The 18410-nt window shown below is 64.1% G+C and carries 14 protein-coding genes and 1 pseudogene; 8 read left to right on the forward strand and 7 right to left on the reverse strand.

The window, feature by feature from the left end:
* Positions 1–74 precede the first annotated feature (74 nt).
* A pseudogene (locus NKI08_RS08180) lies at positions 75–1222 on the forward strand (citrate synthase).
* Between the two features lie 73 nt (positions 1223–1295).
* Here NKI08_RS08180 and phaR read toward each other — a convergent pair.
* Entirely contained in the window at positions 1296–1904 is a 609-nt protein-coding gene (phaR, locus tag NKI08_RS08185; protein WP_023678449.1) for a polyhydroxyalkanoate synthesis repressor PhaR, read from the reverse strand.
* A gap of 278 nt (positions 1905–2182) precedes the next feature.
* Here phaR and NKI08_RS08190 point away from each other — a divergent pair, with 278 nt between their 5' ends.
* From NKI08_RS08190 to NKI08_RS08215, 6 genes are all read left to right on the forward strand, one after another.
* Positions 2183–3367, forward strand: coding sequence for an acetyl-CoA C-acetyltransferase (locus tag NKI08_RS08190; protein WP_352489284.1), 1185 nt, complete (start codon positions 2183–2185; stop codon positions 3365–3367).
* 104 nt (positions 3368–3471) lie between these two features.
* The gene (gene phbB / locus NKI08_RS08195; protein WP_352471181.1) at positions 3472–4197 is read left to right on the forward strand and encodes an acetoacetyl-CoA reductase; all 726 of its coding nucleotides are present in this window, start codon (positions 3472–3474) and stop codon (positions 4195–4197) included.
* A 731-nt stretch (positions 4198–4928) separates the two neighbouring features.
* Positions 4929–8336, forward strand: a complete 3408-nt coding sequence (locus NKI08_RS08200) for a helicase-related protein (RefSeq protein WP_352489283.1) — start codon at positions 4929–4931, stop codon at positions 8334–8336.
* Between the two features lie 12 nt (positions 8337–8348).
* On the forward strand, positions 8349–8735 hold the full coding sequence (locus tag NKI08_RS08205; RefSeq protein ID WP_352489282.1) for an RNA-binding S4 domain-containing protein: 387 nt from the start codon (positions 8349–8351) through the stop codon (positions 8733–8735).
* 148 nt (positions 8736–8883) lie between these two features.
* Entirely contained in the window at positions 8884–9222 is a 339-nt protein-coding gene (gene fdxA / locus NKI08_RS08210) for a ferredoxin FdxA (RefSeq protein ID WP_292664799.1), read from the forward strand.
* Between the two features lie 369 nt (positions 9223–9591).
* The gene (locus NKI08_RS08215) at positions 9592–10173 is read left to right on the forward strand and encodes a CarD family transcriptional regulator (RefSeq protein WP_006327799.1); all 582 of its coding nucleotides are present in this window, start codon (positions 9592–9594) and stop codon (positions 10171–10173) included.
* A gap of 81 nt (positions 10174–10254) precedes the next feature.
* Here NKI08_RS08215 and NKI08_RS08220 read toward each other — a convergent pair whose 3' ends face one another.
* The 3 genes from NKI08_RS08220 to NKI08_RS08230 form a co-directional block, all read right to left on the reverse strand.
* On the reverse strand, positions 10255–11025 hold the full coding sequence (locus NKI08_RS08220; protein WP_352768303.1) for an amino acid ABC transporter ATP-binding protein: 771 nt from the start codon (positions 11023–11025) through the stop codon (positions 10255–10257).
* On the reverse strand, positions 11022–11702 hold the full coding sequence (locus NKI08_RS08225; protein ID WP_352471183.1) for an ABC transporter permease subunit: 681 nt from the start codon (positions 11700–11702) through the stop codon (positions 11022–11024). Before NKI08_RS08225 ends, NKI08_RS08220 begins: the two co-directional genes overlap by 4 nt.
* A 122-nt stretch (positions 11703–11824) precedes the next feature.
* Positions 11825–12598 carry an amino acid ABC transporter substrate-binding protein gene (locus NKI08_RS08230; RefSeq protein WP_352768306.1) on the reverse strand — a complete coding sequence of 258 codons (774 nt, stop codon included), beginning with the start codon at positions 12596–12598 and terminating at the stop codon, positions 11825–11827.
* A gap of 324 nt (positions 12599–12922) precedes the next feature.
* Between NKI08_RS08230 and NKI08_RS08235 the strand changes: the two genes are divergently transcribed.
* Positions 12923–13780, forward strand: coding sequence for an RNA polymerase factor sigma-32 (locus NKI08_RS08235; RefSeq protein WP_254816490.1), 858 nt, complete (start codon positions 12923–12925; stop codon positions 13778–13780).
* 13 nt (positions 13781–13793) lie between these two features.
* On the opposite strand, the gene NKI08_RS08240 is transcribed toward NKI08_RS08235, so the two are convergent.
* The 3 genes from NKI08_RS08240 to thiP form a co-directional block, all read right to left on the reverse strand.
* Positions 13794–15263, reverse strand: a complete 1470-nt coding sequence (locus NKI08_RS08240; RefSeq protein WP_352683380.1) for a M48 family metalloprotease — start codon at positions 15261–15263, stop codon at positions 13794–13796.
* Between the two features lie 253 nt (positions 15264–15516).
* Positions 15517–16308 carry a thiamine ABC transporter ATP-binding protein gene (thiQ, locus tag NKI08_RS08245; protein ID WP_352768310.1) on the reverse strand — a complete coding sequence of 264 codons (792 nt, stop codon included), beginning with the start codon at positions 16306–16308 and terminating at the stop codon, positions 15517–15519.
* The gene (thiP, locus tag NKI08_RS08250) at positions 16305–17924 is read right to left on the reverse strand and encodes a thiamine/thiamine pyrophosphate ABC transporter permease (protein ID WP_352768313.1); all 1620 of its coding nucleotides are present in this window, start codon (positions 17922–17924) and stop codon (positions 16305–16307) included. Before thiP ends, thiQ begins: the two co-directional genes overlap by 4 nt.
* Between the last annotated feature and the right edge of the window lie 486 nt (positions 17925–18410).

Here is an 18410-nt window from a genome sequence, read left to right on the forward strand (position 1 = left end):
TTTCCGGGTGGTAGATAAGGGTTGGTGACTGGACCATCAATCTTGATCAATGGAATCAACATGACAAGGCTGACATGACGGAGTGGCTGACGCGGGACGAAGCCCTGGAGTGTCTCAAGGTGCGAGCCCAGACCCTCTATGCCTATGTCAGCCGCGGGCGCATCGGCGTGCGGCCGGACCGGGCGGATCCACGCCGCAGCCAGTATCGCGCCGACGACATCGCGGCGCTGGCGAGCGGCGGGCTCGTGGCCGAAATCCGCAGGCAATCGCCGAAAGTGCAATTGCTTGGGGTGAGCCGGCGATCGCCACCACGATCTCGACCGTTTTGCATGGTCGCCTTGTCTATCGCGGCCAGGATGCGGTTGCTCTCTGCGAGGCTGCCACGCTGGAGCAGACGGCAAACCTGCTTTGGGCATCTGACGCACCGGTGTCGTTCGTCTCGGCGAGCCGCCATGGCAACGGCGCAACTGGCCGGCCGGCTGCCTTCGCGGAATTGGCCGCGTTGACGGCCAACGGCCGGCCTTCGCTCGGCCGAAGATCGGCTTCGCTCAACCACGATGCGGCCGGCGCCATCACCGCTTTGGCCCAGGCGCTCGGCGCGATTCCCGGAACTGGTGCCGTGCACGAAAGGCTGGCGCGGGGATGGTCGCTCGATGCGGCCGGCGCAGACTTGATCCGCCGCTCACTGGTACTGTTGGCCGATCACGAATCGAACGCATCGACCTTCGCCGCACGGGTCGCCGCGTCCACCGGCGCACCTGTTTCGGCCTGCCTGCTTGCCGGCCTCGCCACGCTCTCCGGGCCGCGTCATGGCGGCGCCGCAGAGGCGGTCATGATGCTGGCGGAAGATGCGCAGAGATTGGGGCCGGACGCGGCTGTCGGACGCTGGCTCGGTCACGACAGGCCGCTGCCCGGATTTGGCCATCCGCTTTATCCCGACGGCGATCCGCGTGCGGAACCGTTGCTGGCCGCGATAGATGTCGATGATGGGCTGTTACGGCTTTGCGATGCGGCCTTTGCGGCAACGGGCATGCGCCCGAACGTCGATTTCGCTTTGGCCGCGCTGACGCGCGGTCTCCGTTTGCCGTCCGATGCGCCGTTCCGCTTGTTCGCGCTCGGCCGCAGCGTCGGCTGGGCCGCGCATGCCGTGGAGCAGGTGACGAGCAACGGCCTGATCCGGCCACGCGCCCGCTACCAGGGACCGCTGCCGGAGCAGCTCTAGTCTAGCCGCGCTGCTTGCGAAGTCTCAGCAGCACCTGAAGGAAGTTCCGACGCTGCACTTCGCCAGCCGGCAGTCAGGACATCGTGTCGAGCTTGCGCTGCATCGCGGCGATCTGCTCCTTCAGCTCCTGGAGGTCGTCGGGTTTTTCCGGTGTTTCCTTCCTGGCCGGTTCGGCCGGCGCTGCTGCCGGCGCCGAGCCCGCGGGCGGGAACGGCGTGAACAGCCGCATGGCGTTCTGGAACATTTCCATGTTGCGCCGCGTCTGCTCCTCCAGCACCTTGATTGGTGTCGCGATCTTCATCATGTCCATCGGCGACTTGCCGAGGGCATCTTTCATCTGCTCGCGAAAGCGCTCCTGCTCCTTCGAGAAGGCCAGCATCGACTGCTCGAGAAAGCTCGGCACGATCATCTGCATCTGGTCGCCATAATAGGCGATGAGCTGACGCAGGAACGGGATCGGCAGCATGTTCTGCCCGTCCTTGTTCTCCAGCTCGAAGATGATCTGGGTCAGTACCGGATGCGTGATGTCGTCACCGGTCTTGGCGTCCTGGACAGTAAAGTCCTCGCCTCTTTTGACCATTTCAGCGAGATCCTCGAGCGTCACATAGGTGCTGGTGCCCGTATTGTAGAGACGGCGATTGGCATATTTCTTGATAACAATAGGTTCGTCTTTTGCGGCCATCTGCATCCTCCCCGGACACCGGGCAGCTTAAGTAAGCCGCCGGTAACGATTGCGCCTTTTTAAAGGATATGCGCAAAAGCGCCATGAATCCAAGCAGTTTGTGCAGTGCGGGAACATTTTATGCTGCGCAGCACGGACGGGCCGCCGTCGCAGCGACGGGCGGCATGCTTGCGGGAGTGGGACGCCATGCCCATTTCGGGTTTGACTCGGGTTGTGGAAAGGGCAAGAAAAGTCCCCGACGACACCCGAGATCGTTCCCCGAAAGCCTGGAGAAGAACATGTCCGCTTCCAACGCCATCGTTGTCGCCAGTGCAGCGCGCACGCCCGTCGGCTCCTTCAACGGCGCCTTCGCCAACACCCCAGCCCATGAATTGGGTGCCGTCGCCGTCAGGGAAGCGCTGGTCCGTGCCGGCGTCGACGGCAAGGAGGTGGACGAGGTCATTCTCGGCCAGATTCTGACCGCGGCTCAAGGGCAGAACCCGGCGCGGCAGGCGGCAATGGCTGCCGGCGTACCGCAGGAGGCGACCTCCTGGGGCCTGAACCAGCTCTGCGGCTCGGGCTTGCGCGCCATCGCGCTCGGCATGCAGCAGATCGCCCAGGGCGATGCAAAAATCATCGTTGCCGGCGGCCAGGAATCGATGTCGATGGCTCCGCATGCACAGCATCTGCGCGGTGGCGTCAAGATGGGCGATTTCAAGCTGATCGATACCATGATCAAGGACGGCCTGACCGATGCCTTCTATGGCTATCATATGGGCAACACCGCTGAGAACGTCGCCCGCCAGTTCCAGATCACCCGCGACGACCAGGACCAGTTCGCACTGGCTTCCCAGAACAAGGCCGAGGCCTCGCAGAAAGCCGGGAAATTCAAGGACGAGATCGTTGCCTTTACAGTCAAGGGCAGGAAGGGCGACACCGTAGTCGACCAGGATGAATACATCCGCCACGGCGCGACAATCGATGCCATGACCAAGCTCAAGCCCGCCTTCGACAAGGAAGGCACGGTGACTGCTGCCAATGCTTCCGGCATCAACGACGGCGCCGCCGCCGTGGTGCTGATGACCGAAGCGGAAGCCGCAAGGCGCGGCATCACACCGCTGGTGCGTATTGTTTCCTGGGCGACCGCCGGTGTCGACCCGCAGATCATGGGGACGGGACCGATCCCCTCCTCGCGCAAGGCGCTGGCCAAGGCCGGCTGGTCGGTTGGCGACCTCGATCTGGTCGAAGCCAACGAAGCCTTTGCCGCGCAGGCCTGCGCCGTCAACAAGGACATGGGCTGGGATCCGGCCATCGTCAACGTCAATGGCGGCGCCATCGCCATCGGCCATCCGGTCGGCGCCTCGGGCGCCCGCATCTTCAACACGCTGGTCTACGAGATGCGCCGCAGAAGTGCCAAGAAAGGCCTTGCCACGCTGTGCATCGGCGGCGGCATGGGTGTTGCCATGTGCGTGGAAGCATTGTGATGAGATAAGCGATACGAATAGGATGCTGGCGCAAAGCGAGTAGGGAATAGAGGGCAAAACCCACCGCTTCAACGCTCAGTCATCTGCATTTCCCGGGAGGACATATGACAAAGGTTGCAATCGTCACAGGCGGGTCGCGCGGCATCGGCGCGGCGATATCGGTCGCCTTGAAAAGCGCCGGCTATTCGGTCGCCGCAAACTACGCCGGCAATGAAGAAGCGGCGGCAAAGTTCAACGCCGCGACCGGCATCCCGGTCTATAAATGGTCGGTCGCCGACTACGAGGCCTGCGCCGCCGGCATCAAACAGATCGAAGCCGATCTCGGTCCCGTCTCGGTGCTGGTCAACAATGCCGGCATCACTCGCGACGCGATGTTCCACAAGATGACGCGCGAGCAATGGAAGGAGGTCCTCGACACCAACCTTTCCGGCGTCTTCAACATGACGCATCCATTGTGGGGCGGCATGCGCGACCGCAAGTTCGGTCGCATCATCACCATCTCCTCGATCAACGGTCAGAAAGGCCAGGTCGGCCAGGTCAATTATTCGGCCTCGAAGGCCGGCGATATCGGCTTCACCAAGGCACTGGCCCAGGAAGGCGCGCGCGCCGGCATCACCGTCAACGTCATTTGCCCCGGCTACATCGCCACCGAGATGGTCAAGGCAATGGACGAGAAGGTCCTCAACGAGCGCGTCATCCCGCACATCCCGGTCGGCCGTCTCGGCGAGCCGGAGGAGATCGCGCGCTGCGTCGTCTTTCTCGCTTCCGACGATGCCGGTTTCATCACCGGCTCGACCATATCAGCCAATGGCGGCCAGTACGTCGCCTGATCGTTTATCTTTACGTTGAGACAGATACGCACTTGGACGAACGGGCCTGCAAAACGGCCCGTTTCTATAGCGGTCTTCCCGTTGCAAGATCTCGATGCAGCACGCTGCCCCAATCCGGCACGCAAAGGTTAACGGCAAACTCGCAGCTTGTGCAAAAGCCGCCCGGCAGCCTGTGGATTCTCGGTGGAAAAGCTGTTCACAACACAACATGTTGCGGTGAACAAACCAAGAAACTTCGGCTATCTCTGATTCGTCGCCGATTCGTTCCGGCTTTGAGCGGAACGTTAACGGCGAGAGCTGAAAACACCCGCGAAATGATTAAAACGCATTAGGAAACATCAATAATTTCATAATGTTGTGCGAAGCAGATTGGCCGGCCACGACCATTCGCCGGCAAAGGTTAACCGCAGTGCTCGCTTGGATGCCGCTTGCATAAATCGGGCCAGTTTCCGTGATTCAGCATGTGGTGAGGTACGCCGACAGAAAACCCAGATGTAGCCGTGAACAAACCCTGAATCAGCGCGAGTCAGTGATTCGTCGCTGATTCGTTCCAGACTCGTTCCAACTGTTAATCGGGAACAGATTTTCTGGCTTCGAACCAACCAATCGGCCTGCCCTCGGCATATTCCGCTTTCGCTTCGCGCCCGAAATCCCTATGTGTCGCCTGTCATACGCGGCCAATATGGGCGCGCTCCCGACAATGCGAGGCAGAGAGCCTTATTTCCAGGCCGATGAACATCCATCCGAAACACACTGAACCGCTGATCCTGTCGGGTCGAGACGTGACGGCCGTGCTCGGCCCGACCAACACCGGCAAGACCCATCTCGCCATCGAACGCATGGTGGCGCACGAAAGCGGCGTCATCGGCCTGCCGCTCAGGCTGCTTGCCCGCGAGGTCTATACGCGCGTCTGCGAGAAGGTCGGCGCCCATAAGGTGGCGCTCATCACCGGCGAGGAAAAGATCCAGCCGGCGGGCGCGAAATACTCGGTCTGCACCGTGGAAGCGATGCCGCGCGAGACCGACGCCGCCTTCGTTGCCATCGACGAGGTCCAGCTCGCCGGCGATCTCGAACGCGGACACATCTTTACCGATCGCATCCTACATCTGCGCGGCCGGCAGGAGACGCTGCTGCTGGGCGCGGCCACCATGCACGGCATCCTGCAGCGCCTGCTGCGGGGCGTGTCGGTGGTGACCCGGCCACGCCTCTCGCATCTTGCCTATGTCGGCTCGAAGAAGCTGACCCGCCTGCCGCGGCGCACGGCGATCGTCGCCTTCTCGGCCGACGAGGTCTATGCCATCGCCGAGCTGATCCGCCGCCAGCAGGGCGGTGCCGCCGTCGTGCTCGGCGCGCTCAGCCCGCGCACGCGCAACGCCCAGGTGGCGCTGTTCCAGTCGGGCGACGTCGACTACCTCGTCGCCACCGACGCCATCGGCATGGGCCTCAACCTCGACCTCGACCACGTCGCCTTCGCCCAGAATCGAAAATTCGACGGCTACCAGTACCGCAACCTGACGGCGGCCGAGCTCGGCCAGATTGCCGGCCGCGCCGGCCGGCATCTGCGCGATGGCACCTTCGGCGTCACCGGCCAGGTCGATCCGCTGGATGATGAACTGGTCAACAAGATCGAGGCGCATGATTTCGATCCGGTGAAAGTGCTGCAGTGGCGTACCGCGCATTTCGATTTCGCCAGCCTCGATGCGCTGAAGCGCTCGATCGAGACCAACGCCCCGGTCGAAGGCCTGACGCGCGCGCTGCCGGCCGTGGACGCGCAGGCGCTCGAGCATCTGTCGCGCGACGAGGACATCCGGGCACTCACCACCGATGCCAGGCGCGTGGCGCTGCTGTGGGAAGCCTGCGCCCTGCCCGACTACAGGAAGATCGCGCCGGCCCAGCACGCCGACTTGATCGCCTCCATTTACATGGACCTTGCCAGGCATGGCCATGTCGACGAGAACTACATGGCCGAGCAGGTGCGCCGTGCCGACACCACCGAAGGCGATATCGACACGCTATCGCACAGGATTGCCCAGATCCGCACATGGACCTTCGTTTCCAACCGGCCCGGCTGGCTGGCCGATCGGGCACACTGGCAGGAAAAGACGCGCGAAATCGAAGACAGATTGTCGGATGCGCTGCATGAGCGGTTGACGAAACGTTTTGTAGACCGCAGGACTTCCGTCCTCATGCGGCGCCTTAGAGAAAACACGATGCCTGAAGCCGAAATCAGCCCAACCGGAACCGTCCTCGTCGAAGGCCATCACGTCGGCGAGTTGCAAGGTTTCCGCTTCACCGCCGACCAGAGCGCCGGCGGCGAAGACGCCAAGGCGGTGCGGGCGGCGGCGCAGAAGGCGCTTGCCGCCGAGTTCGAGGCGCGGGCCGAGCGCTTCGGCGCCTCGGCCAATGGCGACATCGCGCTGGGTTCGGATGGCACGCTGCGCTGGATCGGCGCGCCGATCGGCACGCTGGTCGCCGGCGAAGACGCTTTGAAGCCGCGTCTGGTTCTGCTGGCCGACGAGCAACTCACCGGCCCGGCACGCGACAAGGTTGCGGCGCGCGCCGAGCGCTTCGTAAACTTCCAGATCGAATCCCTGCTGAAGCCGCTGGTCGATCTCAAGAATGCCGAGCAGATCACCGGCATCGGCCGCGGCATCGCTTTCCAGCTTGTCGAGCATTTCGGCCTCATCAACCGTCGCGACATCGCCGACGAGATGAAGTCGCTCGACCAGGAAGGCCGCGCGGCGCTTCGCCGTCTCGGAGTGCGCTTCGGCGCCTACCATGTCTTCGTGCCGGCGCTGATCAAACCGGCGCCGGCCGGGCTGATAACGCTGCTGTGGGCGCTGAGAAACGACGGCAAGGACAAGCCCGGCTTCGGCGATGTCGTTCACGCACTGGCCTCCGGCCGCACCTCGGTGGTCATCGATCCGACCTTCGACAAGACCTTCTACAAGCTTGCCGGCTACCGCAATCTTGGCCGGCGTGCTGTACGCGTCGATATTCTCGAACGGCTGGCCGACCTGATCCGGCCGGCGACCAACTGGAAGCCGGGCCTCGGCCCTCGCCCCGACGGCGCCTATGACGGCCAGTCCTTCATGGTGACGCCGCCGATGATGTCGATTCTCGGCGCCACCGCCGACGACATGGAAGAAATCCTGAAGGGACTCGGCTATCGCGCCGATGCCAAACCGGCGGCCGAGGTCAAGGCGCGGCTCGAAGCACAGGACAATGCCGCGCGTGAAGCTGCCGCTGCAAAGCAGGCGGCGGAAGAGACTGCGCGCGTCGAGCAGGCGAGGATGGCGGAAGCATCTGCCGCGGCAGAGCCGCCGGCGGAGGCTTCGGAACCTGTGTCGGATGCGGCTCCTGTTGCGGAGGCGGCGGCCGAAGCTGTGACCGAAGCGACGGCAGAGCCTGTCGCGGAAGCTCCAGCCCCTGAAGCTGCGGCAGAAGTCACGCAAGAGACCCGGCCCGCCGCGGAGGCGACTGCTGAAGCGCCTGCGGAACCAGCGGCCGAGCCAACGGCGGAACTTGGGGCGGAAACTGAGGCTGCGGCACCGGCAGAGCCGCCGGTTTCCGACACTACGGAAGCATCGCCGGCCGAACCTGCAGCGACGGCAGGAGCCATCGCCGGCGAAGCTGCTCCAGAAGCCGAGGAGCCAAAACCCATCCTGTTGTGGCGGCAGGGTCGTTTCGACCAGCGCCCGCGTCATCGCCAGCATGACAACCGCCCCCGGGACAATCATCGGGACAATCGCGCGCGCAGTGGTCAAGCTGCGCCGGACAGCCGCAGCGATGCGCCGACAGATGCCGGCGGGCAAGCGACGCCGGGCGACCGGCCCGCCCGTCAGGGGCGCCACGACCAGCGCGACGGCGCCGGCAAGCCACGCTTCGATCGCAGCAAGTTCAAGCCCAGGCCGCAAGGCGAGGCGGCAGAGCAGCGCGCCGGCAAGCCGCAAGGTGAACGCCCGGACCGGCGCGAAAACCGGCCCGACTGGAAGGCTGGCCGGCAGGACGGCAAAGGCGGCGCCCAAGGCGCAAAACCCGCCTTCCAGCCAAAGCCGCGTGAGGAACGCCCGGTCCGCTTCGACCCGGACTCGCCGTTCGCCAAGCTCGCCGCGTTGCGCGACCAGCTGAAGAAGTAAGCTGCTCGTCCAATGGTCACTGATGCCCGCCAGCGCATCGACAAGTGGTTGTTCTTCTCGCGCGCGGTAAAATCGCGCACGCTGGCAGCCAGGCTGGTCGTCGCCGGACGCGTCCGCATCAATCGCGACAAAGCAGCGCAGGCCTCCGACACGGTCCGGCCGGGCGACGTTTTGACCATCACGCTGGAGCGGCGGATCTTCGTCTGGAAAGTCCTTGGCACCGGCGTACGGCGTGGCCCGGCCGAAGAGGCCCGCCTGCTCTACGAGGACATGTCGCCGCCCCCCGCGCCCAAGGGCGAGGCGCTCCCGGATGCGGTGCCGCCGTTGCGCGAGGCCGGCAGCGGTCGCCCGACGAAGAAGGAACGCCGCCAGACCGACCACCTGCTCGGCGACGATTGAGCAAGGTCGAACGCCCGCTTTGCCGGCCTTCCGGAATTCCATTCCGGAAGCCGCGGCACCGCTGGCAGGGGCCGCCCTTGCCACCGGCGGACAAAGGCGTTACCTCACCAAAAAAGCCCAACAAAATGGGACGTCCCGGAGCCGACCAATGACCTATGTCGTGACCGACAATTGCATAAAATGCAAATACATGGACTGCATCGAGGTCTGTCCGGTCGACTGCTTCTACGAAGGTGAGAACATGCTCGTCATCCACCCGGACGAGTGCATCGATTGCGGCGTCTGCGAACCGGAATGCCCGGCCGACGCAATCAAGCCCGACACCGAATCGGGTCTCGACAAATGGCTGCAGATCAACACCGAATATGCCGAGAAATGGCCCAACATCACCGCCAAGAAGGAGCCGCCGGCCGACGCTAAAAATTTCGATGGCGAAACTGGCAAGTTCGAGAAATATTTCTCCCCGGAGCCCGGCGAAGGCGACTGACGAGCCTGCCGGCTGCGGCGGCCTGACGCCGCGTAACAGACGTGATACATTAACTGCCTTGACAGGCGGCGACGGCGCGCGGCCTTCGCGCGTGCAGCAAAACCTTGATTCTTCCGACTTTTTGTGTTATATGAGCCAAACATGCCGGTGACACAACGTCGATTTATGGCGCAAACGCCCCAAAATCACTGAAAGGTGAATTTCTCAATCCGGACCAGAGCGATCTGGGGCAGGCGGTCGCAATGTTGCGATTTGCCGGTCCTGGCCTTTCCGGTGAGTTCATCGTTGTGTGGCTAAGGACCGGTCACCCCGGTCGCACGAGTTCGGGCCGGCACGATGCCGGTACCACAACAAGGAGTTCAGGGCGTAATGGCAACGATCACCCCGCAGAAGAAGTCCACCGCAGCGCGCCACGGTTTCAAGACCGGCGAATACATCGTTTATCCGGCGCATGGTGTCGGCCAGATCGTCTCGATTGATGAGCAGGAAGTCGCGGGCCACAAGCTGGAGCTGTTCGTCATCGACTTCCAGAAGGACAAGATGCGCCTCAAGGTGCCGGTCGCCAAGGCGACCTCGATCGGCATGCGCAAGCTGTCGGAAGAGGATTATGTCGAGCGCGCGCTGAAGGTCGTGCAGGGCCGCGCCCGCGTCAAGCGCACCATGTGGTCACGCCGTGCCCAGGAATATGATGCCAAGATCAACTCCGGCGATCTGATCTCGATCTCGGAAGTGGTGCGCGACCTTTACCGCGCCGATAACCAGCCGGAGCAGTCCTATTCCGAGCGCCAGCTCTACGAGGCGGCCCTCGACCGCATGGCCCGCGAGATCGCGGCCGTCAACCGCATGTCGGAGACCGAAGCGGTCCGCCTCATCGAGGTGAACCTCAACAAGGGTCCCAAGCGCGGCGCCAAGGCCGACAACGAGGAAGCCGAGCAGGAAGAAGCTGCCTGAGTTTTTCTCGTCTTCGAATTCACAAAAAACCCGGCCTTGCGCCGGGTTTTTTTGTCTTAGCTGACCGGCGACGAGGCATACCTAACCTTCGCCGCCCTCCCTTTCCGCCTCGTGCTTCAGCGTGGCGATGAACCGCTTGGTCCGCTGGCGCTCCGGGTTGCTGAACAGCACCGCGGCCGGGCCTTGTTCGACGATGTTGCCGGCATCGAGGAACACCACTTCCCGCGCGATCTTGGAGGCGAGCCGCAGATCATGCGTCGCCATCACCATGGTCGTGCCCTCGCTGGCGAGCTTGCCGAGCACATCGACCACCTCCTGCGCCAGTTCCGGATCGAGTGCCGAGGTCGGCTCGTCGCAGAGCAGGACTTTCGGCGAAGGCGCCAGCGCCCGGGCAATCGCCACGCGCTGCTGCTGGCCACCTGACAGCGTCGCCGGCCAGGCATCGGCCTTGTGCGCCATGCCGACCTTTTCGAGCAGGGCCAGCGCCCGTTCGCGCGCCCTCTCCTTGGGCCATTTCAGCACCGTCACCAGCCCCTCCATGATGTTCTCGATCGCGGTGCGATGCGGAAACAGCTGGAAATTCTGGAACACCATGCCGGTCTGCAGCCGCAGCCGCTGGATATCCCTGGTCGAGACCCTGCCGCCGGGGCGGAATTCGAGTGCATCGTCGCCGATCCGTACCGTGCCTGAAGTCGGCAGCTCGAGCAGGTTGATGCAGCGCAAAAGCGTGCTCTTCCCTCCGCCCGACGGTCCGACAAGCGCCGTAACGCTGCCTTCCTCGATGGTGACGGTCACGCCCTTCAGCACAAGATTGTCGCCGAAACGCTTTTCAATGTTGGTGAGGCCGATCATGCGCGCGCCTCCAGGAAGCCGCCATAACGGTTGAGCCGCGTTTCCAGCCGCGCCTGCAAGGCCGACAGCACGGAGCTCATGATCAGATAGAGGGCCGCTGCCTCGACATAGAGGATCAGCGGCTCATAGGTGGTGGCGACGATGCGCTGCGCTGCCTGGAACATCTCCGGCACGGTGATGGCGGCGGCGAGCGAAGTGTCCTTGACCAGCGAGATGAAGGTGTTGGACAGCGGCGGCACGGCGACGCGCCCCGCCTGTGGAAGAATGGTGCGCCGCATTGCCTGGGCCCAGGTCATGCCGATCGAATAGGCCGCTTCCCACTGGCCCTTGGGCACCGAACCGATGACGGCGCGGATGATTTCCGATGAATAAGCACCGATGTTCAAGGTGAAGCCGATCAGTGCTGCCGGAAAGGCGTCGAGCAGGATGCCGACCGATGGCAGGCCGTAGAAGATAAGGAACAGTTGCACGAGAAGCGGCGTGCCGCGGAATATCCAGACGTAGAAGCGGACCACGGCGACCAGCGGTTTGGGACCGAACAGCCGGACAAGCGCCACAACCAGGCCTAGGACAAGACCGAATGCAAACGACAGCAGCGTCAGCGGCACGGTGAAGATCAGTGCAGCCCATAGCAGCGTAGGCAGGGATTCCAGCATCAATTGCAGCCAGTGCGGCACGAAGGCTCCTCCTTGCCAGATTGCCGTCGCTCATATCACGCGAAAGCGGCGGGCCGTCAAAAGACAGCTCGCCGCGATATGAACGACGTGGGCCTGCGTTCGGCCCACACGAGAAAGCCGTTTTACTTCGAAACGTCCTGGCCGAAATAGGTGTCGGCGATTTTCTTGTAGGTGCCGTCGGCCTTGATGTCGGCCAGCGCCTTATTGATGGCGGCCACCAGTTCCGGATCGCCCTTGCGCACGATGACGCCGGAATAGTCGGCGTTTTCTTCCTGGGCGGCAATCTTCACATTGGCGTCGGGCTTGTGCTTCTTGAAGTCGAGGAAGGACAGGCTGTCATTGATGGTGGCGTCGGCGCGGCCCGTAAGAAGCAGCTGGATCGACTGGTCGAAGCCGTCGGTGCCGACGAGCTCGGCGCCATTGGTTTCAGCCAGCTTGCCGAAATTCGAGGTCAGCGATTGCGCCGCCTTCTTGCCCTTGAGATCGGCGAAACCCTTGATGTCGGTGTTGTCGCCGCGCACGATCAGCACCGCCTTGGAGGCGATGTAGGGATCGGAGAAAGCATATTTGGCCTTGCGCGCCTCGGTGATGCCGACCTCGTTGATGACGGCATCGTAGCGGTTGGCGTCGAGACCGGCGATCAGCCCGTCCCATTTGCCTTCGAGGAACTGGGCTTTGACGCCGAGGCGCTCGGCGATGGCGCGCGCGATCTCGACGTCGAAGCCGACCAGCGCGCCGGAAGCATCATGATAGGTGAAGGGCGCATAGGTTCCTTCTGTGCCGACCTTGAAGACGCCGGACTGCTTGATCTGGTCGAGATTGGCGCCGGCGTGACCGGCGGCGATGGCCAGAACCTGCAGCGTTCCGGCGATGATGAGCGATTTGAGCCATTTCATTTTTCTGTGATCCGTCCTTGGCCGGTGTCCGGCGTCATTGCGAGTGCCGGAAAATGACAGATGCGCGATGCCAGAATAAGAAACTGAATTTCAAAAATCCCGCGCCCTTGAAATCCAATTCTCAACCAGCATCTCCCGGCGCCATCCGGCTGAGTCAAGGCCGGCGGCGAATCGCCTGGAACAGCGCAATCGACATGACAGTCCGGGGGAACATTCCCCCGCATGGCACGTTCTTCGCTGTTGTAGGGCGCGGCGCCGCCATTTCAACCATCGGCGCCAACTCACGATTCGATCGCACCGCAACGCCTGAAGCAGGAGCGCGGCATGATGGAAGACAGTGCAGGACGGACCATGGTTCGCGCGGCGATGAAAGCCCCTTATCTGGAACGTGACGAAGAGCATCTCCTGGCGCTGCGCTGGAAGGAAAACAATGACCAGCACGCGCTGCACCGCATCACCGTCGCGCATATGCGGCTGGTCATTTCCATGGCGTCGCGGTTTCGCCACTACGGCCTTCCGCTGGGCGACCTGATCCAGGAAGGCCATGTCGGGCTGCTGGAGGCCGCGGCCCGTTTCGAACCCGAGCGCGAGGTGCGGTTCTCGACCTACGCGACTTGGTGGATTCGCGCCTCGATGCAGGACTATATCCTGCGCAACTGGTCGATCGTGCGCGGCGGCACCAGCTCGGCGCAAAAGGCGCTGTTCTTCAACCTGCGGCGTCTGCGCGCCCGCCTGGCAAACGGCGCCGAGCAGACGTCGAATGCCACCCTCTACCGCGAAGTGTCGGCGGCTCTCGGGGTATCGGAAGCCGATGTGGCGATGATGGATTCCCGCCTTTCGGCGCCGGACAGCTCGCTCAACACGCCGCTAGCCGACGATGCGGGCGCAACCGAGCGGATGGAGTTCCTGGTTTCGGATGACCCGCTGCCCGATGAGGTCGTCGGCGATACGATCGACGTCGAACGCCGCTCGGTGTGGCTGAAGACGGCACTCGGCGCTCTCAATGCGCGCGAGCTCAGGATTATCGAGGAACGCCGGCTGAGCGACGAGGGCGCGACGCTCGAAGCGCTCGGCGAGACGCTCGGCATCTCCAAGGAACGTGTCCGGCAGATCGAGGCGCGCGCCATGGAAAAGCTCAAGGCGGCGCTGGTAAAGCAGAATCCGGAATTTCTCGCAGCCTGAATCGCGTCGCCTGCTATTTGTCGGTGACGATCTTCACCTTGTCGCCGGCCGAAACCGCGGCACCCGGCGACAGCGCGTTGAGCACCCTGAACAAATCCAGCTTGCGGTCGACGCCGACCATCTGTGCGGCCAGGGAGCCCATCGTCTGGCCGGGCTGCACCGTGACGATGCGGATACGCAGTGGCTTCAGTGCTGCCTTCTCGGCAGCACTCAGGATGCGGAACGAGCCGCTGACCGAGCGCGCCACCGTGCTCAGCGAGGTGCTGGCCGACGGCGCAGCAGTCAGCAAGCGGTAGACCTGGCCGCCGGCGCGGATCACCGCAATGTCGAATTGCCAGCCATCGGCGCCGGCATGCGCGGTTGCCGCTTCGTTGCCGTTGATCGTCTCCTGGCGCACGCTGCTGTCGTCGAGGCCGGCAACCCAGCCGCTGCGGATGTAGTCGGTCAGCGAGCGGTCCTTGTCGATCGAAACGCCATCGAAGCGGATTGCCATGTCGCCCGGGCCTGTGGCGGTCACCGCCGCCGCCGAATTGTCGATGACGAAACCGTTGGGCACCGAGAACGACACACCGAGGCCAGGGTGCAGGAAGGTTTCGCCGCGCACATAGCCTTCCTCCGGCGTGTCGCCGTAAAGCAGCCCGTCTACGCCGGCAAGAAATGAATCGCGGTCGCGCGACCCGACACCAGGCGCGCCGAACTGGCGGGCGTGGCGCTGCGCGAGATCGATACGCTGCGGCGTGTTGGGGTGCGTCGCCAGGAAGTCGAGGCTGGCGTCGGTGGCGCCGCTGATCGAGCGAAAATCGGTATAGGCCGACATCGACTGCAGGAAGCGGCCGGCGGCGTAGGGGTCGAAACCGGCTTCGCCGATCGACTTGATGCCGATGGCATCGGCCTCCAGCTCCTGATTGCGCGAGAACTGGGCCAGCCTCAGCTTGCCGCGGATCAGCGCCGCCTTGGCCGTCGGGTTGTCGCCGAGCACGTCCGAAACGACCTTGGTCGCCAACCCCTCTTCGGCTTCCAGCTGCTGGCGCTGCAGGCCGTGGTTGGCCGTAACGTGGCCCATCTCATGCGCGATGACGGCGGCCAGCTCGGCGGAATCGTTGGCCAGCGCCAGCAGCCCGCGGGTGATGTAGAGATAGCCGCCCGGCAGCGCGAAGGCATTGACGTTGGGCGAGTTGAGGATGGTGATGCGGTAGGTCTGGGTTGGGTTGGCCGACACCACGGTCAGTCTGCCGACGATCTTGGCCACCATGCGCTCGAGCTTGGGGTCGGAATACTCGCCGCCATAGGTGGCGAGGATGCGCGGGTGCTGCGCCTTCGCCAGTTGGGCGAGCTTGCCGTTGGCGGCGACATTGTCGACCGTGATCGGCTTGTCTGAGGGCTGAAAGCCTGATTCCTGCACGTCGGGAGGCGTGAACATCTGGCAGCTTGCCAGCGCCACGGCAAGACCGGCCAGCGCCAGAAAGCGCGCCAGCGGTTTCACCCTCCGATTGTCGATGCCGGTCGGCAGATCGGCTTCCTTTCAAGTCCTGGCACGTGACCGCGAAAATCGGGCGCGATTTCCGGAAAGCATCACGCGCAAATCAAGTGCTACGGCGTCCTTCGTGCGTCCGACAGATACGAGGCAGCAAGGGCAAATCACGGTCTAGGCCGGACCAGCTCCTGGCGGACCTAGCCACACTACCTCGACCATGGCAAGCAAGCGCCGCTTCGCCTTCCGCCGGTTTGACCATAAATTATGTCCGCTTCCGGGCAACATCTCGTGATCCAGCCGCAAACGGACCCGAGCCGATATAGCGTCGGAATGCCTCCGGTCCAGCCCCGACGAAAAAATCGGCCGCGGTGCCCGTCGCGGCAACCGTGCCACCATCCAGGAAAACCATGTTTTGGCCGATACGGCGCGCATCGTCCGGCTGGTGCGTGACGAATAAGACCGTCATGCGCTGCTCCGAATGGACGTCGGCCACCAGGTCGAGCATGTCGTCGCGCAGTGCCGGTCCGAGCGAAGCGAACGGCTCGTCGAGCAACAGCACCGGCCGGTCGCGCACCAGGACCCGGGCGAGCGCGACGCGCTGCCGCTCGCCGCCGGAGAGTTCGCGCGGCAGCCGGCTTTCCTTGCCGGCAAGGCCGACGCGCTTCAGCGCTGCGGTGATTGCGGCGCGGTCAGCCTCGCTCAGCCTGAGCGAAGGCGAGCGGCCGAGCCCGACATTCTGCTCGAGGGACAGATGGGCAAACAGGTTGTTTTCCTGGAACACCATCGATACCGGCCGCGCTGATGGCGGCGCAGTGCTGACGTCGGCGCCGCCGATCAGCACGCGGCCCGACCGCGGCGTCTCGAAGCCGGCCACCAGATTGAGCAGCGTCGACTTTCCCGAACCGCTCGGCCCCATGATGGCGGTGATTTCCGACGCCGGGAAATCGACATCGAATATAAGCGGCGTTTCACCATAGCTGAACGAGACATTATCGAGCCGCACGGCCGCGCCTTTTTCCACCGAAATGGACCGTTCCGGGCTGATCGGCATCATGATTTCTCCCTCCTTCCCAGCCAGTCCGCGGCCAACACCAGCGCCAGGCAGACAAGGCCGAGCAGCAGCGCCAGGCCGGCGGCATCCTCGGTGCGGTAACTGCCCATGCGCGCCAGCAGCAGATAGGGCAAGGTCTGCACGGAATCGCTGCCGAACAGCGCAATGACGCCGAGATCGCCGAGCGACAGCGCCATGGCGAACGCGAAGCCGGTGGCGAGCGGCCGCCGCAGCGACGGCCAGTCGACCAGCCGCAACCGGTTCCAGCCCGAGATGCCAAGCTGTGCGCAGAGCCGTTCGTGGCGTTCGCTCGCCGCGTCATAGGCAGGGCGGATGGCGCGGATGGCGAACGGCATCGCCATCACTGCATTGACCGCAACGACCATGACAGGGGCGATCGCAAAGACATCGCCGACGGTGCGCAGGAGCAAGAACCAGCCGGCACCGATGACGATGGGCGGCACCACCAGGACGAACCCCGCACCGGTGTCGGCCAGGTGTTCGAGCAGCGTCCTCCTGCCGCTCCGCCGGGTGAGCGCCAGCGCCCGGCGCGCCATCACCAGCGACAGCGACAACGCCACAGAGAGCAGCGCCGACAGGAGGGAGAGCACGGCACTGGTCGCCGTCGCTTGCCGCACCGCGCTCTCGCCGGCCAGGCGGCCGAGATCGGCGCCAAGCCCGGCTGCCAGCGTGGCCGCCATCGGCCCGGCGACAAACAGCAGTGCGAGCCCGATCGCCAGCGCGTTCAGCACGGTCTCGGCCGCACCGGCTGAAAAATACCGGCGCGGCGCCACCGGCAGATTGGCGTCGCCGGTCATATTGGCGCCAAGCCGCGTCAAGGCCAGCACGACGACGAAGGTCAGGGCAATCTGCAGCAAGGTCAGCGTCACCGCCCGCGCCGGGTCGAAGTCGAAACGCAGCGCCTGGTAGATGGCAACCTCCAGCGTCGTCGCGCGCGGCCCGCCGCCGAGCGTAAGCACGATGGTGAAGGAGGTGATGCACAGCATGAAAACGAGCCCGGCAACGCCCGGCAGGGCCGCACGCAACGGCGGCCATTCGATCAGCCGGAAGGCCGGCGCAGCCCCCATGCCAAGCTGGCTCGCCAGCCGCCATTGGTTAGCCGGCACGGTCTGCAACGCCTCCAGGAACAGCCGCGTCGCCAGCGGCAGGTTGAAGAAGACATGGGCAACGAGTATGCCCGACAGGCCATAGATGCCGGGCCAGCTCTGGCCGCCTAGCGCGCCCAGCGTGCCGGCAAAATAGCCGGCGCGGCCATAGAGCGCCAAGACACCGAGTGCGGCAACAATGGCCGGCAGCGCCAGTGGCACGGCGAAAAGCTGGAGGATGAAGCCTCGCCCGAAAAAACGCGGATGCCGCGACAGGGCGCGCGCGACGAACAGCGCCGGTGCAACGGAGAGCAGGGTCGACAGCAGAGCCTGCCAGAGCGTGAAACGGACGACGCGCAAGAGATAGGAATCGAAAGCGGAGGCGGCGCCGGACAGGTCGCGTGTGGCTTCGACGACGAGCCCGGCGAATGCACCGCCGATCAGCAGCGCGATGGCGGCGAGCGCGACGATGCCGGCAGTGACGCGGGGATCGGCCGGATGACGCGTAGGCATGTCGCGCTACCCGACACTACGACAGGCGTAGATCGAAGGAAATACCTGGCAAAGGCCGAGCCCACCCCTCTCTGGCCTGCCGGCCATCTCCCCCTCAAGGGGGGAGATTGCGCACTCAGCCGCCTTCGCCAATCTCACAAGTGGCAGGACGAGGAGAGGCGACAAAGCTGCCGATCTCCCCCTTGAGGGCAGGGCTATCGCATTTGGATTCTTACGAAGTTGGACCCCCACCCTAACCCTCCCCACAAGGGGGAGGGAACGCTGCCGCATGCCCTTACTTCCCCTTTTGGCGCCGAAAGGCAGACAATTTGCCGAGGTCAGTGCCAACGGAAGTCTCCCTCCCCCTTGTGGGGAGGGGTTAGGGGTGGGGGTACGTCGTAGAGCGAAAGCCTCGGCGTTCCATCTGCGATAGCCGTGCCCTTGAGGGGGAGATGGCCGGCAGGCCGGAGGGGGGTGGCTTGGCGCAAACATCCGACGAGGCTTGAG

Origin of the sequence: Mesorhizobium sp. M0768, assembly GCF_040320195.1 — a bacterium.
In the GTDB taxonomy this organism is placed as follows: Bacteria; Pseudomonadota; Alphaproteobacteria; order Rhizobiales; family Rhizobiaceae; genus Mesorhizobium.